This is a genomic window from Streptomyces graminilatus, assembly GCF_001418565.1.
GTDB classification, from domain to species: Bacteria; Actinomycetota; Actinomycetes; order Streptomycetales; family Streptomycetaceae; genus Streptomyces; species Streptomyces graminilatus.
Genome location: NZ_LIQQ01000700.1, coordinates 1 through 3,672 on the forward strand (window position 1 = coordinate 1; position 3,672 = coordinate 3,672).

Genomic DNA, 3,672 nt, shown 5'->3' on the forward strand with positions numbered 1-3,672 from the left:
GGAGGTCGGCGTCGATCACCTTGGCCGCGAAGAGGTCCGTCGCCTCGCTGTCGTCGCTCACGGAGTTGTGGTACGACACCACCCGTTCGAAATCGACCAGGAGACGGTCGGCGGCGTCCGTCGACTCCACCTTCCAACGGCAGCCCACCTTGCGGTCCGTGTTGTAGGTGAGGGTCGACTCGCCGTCGTACGCCTCCGCGCGCTGCTCCTCGTCCGGGATCCGGGCGATGCCGGGCAGCAGCGAGTCCAGGGTGTCGTGGCCGACCGAGGCGCAGGGTTCGGGGAGCGTGCGGTACCGGCCGGGCTCGCCCGCGGCGGCCGTGGTGCCCGACTCGCCGGGCTTGGCGTCCTCGGCGGTGTCACCGCTGCCCGAGCCGCCGGTGCAGCCGGCCAGCAGCGCCGCGAGGAGGGCGGCGACGCCGGGTACGTAGGCCTTCCGCTGCACGGTCGGGTTCCTCTCGACGATCTTCGTGGACGGTGCTCGGTCCAGTGTCCCCGCTGCTTAATCACTTGCCGCACAGGGGCGTCACCGGCAGACAATGTGTATCGCACGCACCACCGTGAACGCCGGTCCGTCATCCCTTTCGTTGACCTTGGCGCCGGTATTGCGATTAAAGACTTTTGTTGGATTTTCGGGGGATGGGGAAGAAATGTCGTACGTGGAAGTACCGGGCGCGAAGGTGCCCATCCGTATGTGGGCCGACCCGGCGTCGGTCGAGGACGTCGCGATGCAGCAGTTGCGCAACGTGTCGACCCTGCCGTGGATCAAGGGCCTCGCGGTCATGCCGGACGTCCACTTCGGGAAGGGCGCGACGGTCGGCTCGGTCATCGCGATGCAGGGTGCGGTGTGCCCGGCGGCGGTGGGGGTGGACATCGGCTGCGGGATGTCGGCGGTCAGGACGTCGCTGACGGCCAACGACCTTCCGGGGGACCTGTCCCGGCTGCGGTCGAAGGTGGAGGAGGCGATTCCGGTGGGGCGGGGGATGCATGACAGTCCCGTGGATCCGGGGCGGCTGCACGGGTTTGCCACTGCTGGGTGGGACGGCTTCTGGGGGCGGTTTGACGGGGTCGCGGATGCGGTCAAATTCCGTCACGATCGTGCCGAAAAGCAGATGGGCACGCTTGGATCAGGAAATCATTTTGCAGAAGTTTGCATAAGTGATCAAGGTGCCGTCTGGCTCATGCTCCACTCCGGTTCCCGGAACATCGGCAAGGAGCTGGCCGAGCATCACATCGGCGTGGCCCAGAAGCTTCCGCACAATCAGGGGCTGATCGACCGGGACCTCGCGGTTTTCGTCGCGGACACCCCGCAGATGGGGGCCTACCAGAACGACCTCTACTGGGCTCAGGAGTACGCCAAGTACAACCGGTCGATCATGATGGCCCTCTTCAAGGACGTGATCCGCAAGGAGTTCAAGAAGGCCGGGGTGACCTTCGAGCCCGAGGTGAGCTGCCATCACAACTACGTGAGTCGCGAGCGCTACGAGGGCATGGACCTGCTCGTCACGCGCAAGGGGGCGATCAGTGCCCGGGCCGGCGAGTACGGCATCATCCCGGGCTCCATGGGCACGGGTTCGTACATCGTGAAGGGCCTCGGGAACGAGAAGGCCTTCAACTCGGCGTCCCACGGCGCCGGTCGGCGCATGAGCCGCAACGCGGCGAAGCGGCGCTTCTCGACACAGGACCTGGAGGACCAGACGCGGGGCGTGGAGTGCCGCAAGGACTCCGGGGTCGTGGACGAGATTCCCGCCGCGTACAAGCCGATCGAGCAGGTCATCGACCAACAGCGGGACCTGGTGGAGGTCGTGGCGAAGCTGAAGCAGGTCGTCTGTGTGAAGGGCTGACAGCAATGGCCCACGCCCCTGTTCGAGGCGTGGGCCAATGGTCATCGATCATGGGTCATGGGTCATTTGGGGGCGTGCTTCACCGCGTAGATCATCACGAATGCCACCAGGTGGATGCCGAAGAGGAAGTACGCGAGGTAGTACCAGACGTAGCGTTCGCGTTTCTTCTCCAGGGCCAGGAGTTGCTGTTCCTGCTCCCGGGCCTCCCGGTCTCCGGCGTTCGGTTCCTTCGGTTCCGCCGCCTTCTCCGCTTTCTCCGCGTCGTCCGGCATTACGCCTCCCTGTGGACCTTCGAGTTCGACGCCTGGGCGCGGGGGCGGACCACCAGGAGGTCGATGTTGACGTGGCTCGGGCGGGTCACCGTCCAGGTGATCGTGTCCGCCACGTCGTCCGCCGTGAGGGGCTCGGCCACGCCCTGGTAGACCTTGGCCGCCCGTTCCGTGTCGCCGGAGAAGCGGGTCAGGGCGAACTCGTCCGTCTTCACCATGCCCGGCGCGATCTCGATCACCCGGACCGGGGTGCCGACGATCTCCAGGCGCAGGGTCTCGGCGAGGACGTGGGCGCCGTGCTTGGCGGCGACATAGCCGCCGCCGCCCTCGTACGCGGCGTGACCGGCGGTGGAGGAGACGATCACGACAGTGCCGTCACCGCTCGCCGTCAGGGCGGGGAGGAGCGCCTGGGTGAGGTTGAGGGCGCCGATGACGTTCGTCTCGTACATCTGGCGCCAGTCGGCCGGGTCGCCGGTGGCCACCGGGTCGGCGCCGAGTGCGCCGCCCGCGTTGTTGACGAGGACGCCGATCGTCTTGAAGGCGGTCGCGAACTCGTCGACCGCCGTGCGGTCGGTGACATCCAGGGGGTACGCCGTGGCCTGGCCGCCCGTCGCGTTGATCTCCTCGGCCAGCGCCTCGATACGGTCCTTGCGGCGGGCCGTCAGGACGACCCGGTAGCCGGCGGCGGCCAGTCGGCGGGCCGTCGCCGCGCCGATTCCGCTGCTCGCGCCGGTCACTACGGCGATGCGGGAGGCGGCGGACGGGGCGGCGGCGGTGGCCATGGGGCTGCTCCTCGGGGTGTGCGGGGTGCTTGGGGTGCTCGGGTGCGGTGTTCAGGATAGGCAGGCGCCGGTGGTGGGCAATTGGGGCGGGTGTTCCTCGGCGACCTAGGCGGATCACGTTTCCGGGGCAACCTGGGCTGCCGCCCGACGAGTCGGCCAGAGAGAGCCGGTTCGGTTCGGTTCAGTGCTGTTCGTGCGATTTAGTCGCCCCGCGGCGCGTACATGATCACCGCCATGCCCGCGAGGCAGATCAGCGCGCCCGTCACGTCCCACCGGTCCGGGCGGTAGCCGTCCGCCACCATGCCCCAGGCCAGTGAACCGGCGACGAATACTCCGCCGTACGCGGCCAGGATGCGGCCGAACTCCGCGTCGGGCTGGAGGGTGGCGACGAAACCGTACGCGCCCAGGGCCAGTGCGCCCGCGCCGATCCACATCCAGCCGCGGTGCTCCCGTACGCCCTGCCAGACCAGCCACGCGCCGCCGATCTCCAGCAGTGCGGCGAGGATGAACAGGCCCGCGGAGCGGAGGACCGGTGACAGTGACAGGGGCAGCGGCATGGGCGCAGCCTCGCATGTCCGTTCATCTGTCCTCGTGCCCGTCCGTTCACCGTCACCTGTTGGAGGGCGCCTGTCGAGTGCGTCGCGTGGGATACATCGCTTCGACGACGGTGTGTGTCTGTCTTCCAGGCGAGGAGTGGGTGTCGTGGGTATGCGGTTTAGGGTGCGTGGGCTGGTGGCGGGGGCGGTCGTGGTCGGTGTGGTCGGACTGGTGGGGGGC

The 3,672-nt window shown here is 68.1% G+C and carries 4 protein-coding genes and 1 pseudogene; 1 reads left to right on the top strand and 4 read right to left on the bottom strand.

The annotated features are described in order from the left end of the window. Positions 1 to 445: pseudogene (locus tag AOK08_RS40150) on the bottom strand (DUF3558 domain-containing protein); the annotation flags it as partial. Between the two features lie 205 nt (positions 446 to 650). Here AOK08_RS40150 and AOK08_RS40155 point away from each other — a divergent pair. Next, entirely contained in the window at positions 651 to 1,844 is a 1,194-nt protein-coding gene (locus tag AOK08_RS40155) for an RtcB family protein (protein ID WP_055535282.1), read from the top strand. Between the two features lie 62 nt (positions 1,845 to 1,906). Here AOK08_RS40155 and AOK08_RS40160 read toward each other — a convergent pair whose 3' ends face one another. The 3 genes from AOK08_RS40160 to AOK08_RS40170 all read right to left on the bottom strand — a co-directional run bounded on the left by AOK08_RS40160 (position 1,907) and on the right by AOK08_RS40170 (position 3,452). Next, positions 1,907 to 2,116 carry a hypothetical protein gene (locus AOK08_RS40160; protein ID WP_055535283.1) on the bottom strand — a complete coding sequence of 70 codons (210 nt, stop codon included), beginning with the start codon at positions 2,114 to 2,116 and terminating at the stop codon, positions 1,907 to 1,909. Further along, complete coding sequence (locus AOK08_RS40165; protein ID WP_055535284.1) at positions 2,116 to 2,895, bottom strand: SDR family NAD(P)-dependent oxidoreductase; 780 nt, start codon at positions 2,893 to 2,895, stop codon at positions 2,116 to 2,118. Before AOK08_RS40165 ends, AOK08_RS40160 begins: the two co-directional genes overlap by 1 nt. 200 nt (positions 2,896 to 3,095) lie before the next feature. Beyond that, complete coding sequence (locus AOK08_RS40170; protein WP_055535285.1) at positions 3,096 to 3,452, bottom strand: YnfA family protein; 357 nt, start codon at positions 3,450 to 3,452, stop codon at positions 3,096 to 3,098. Positions 3,453 to 3,672 lie beyond the last annotated feature (220 nt).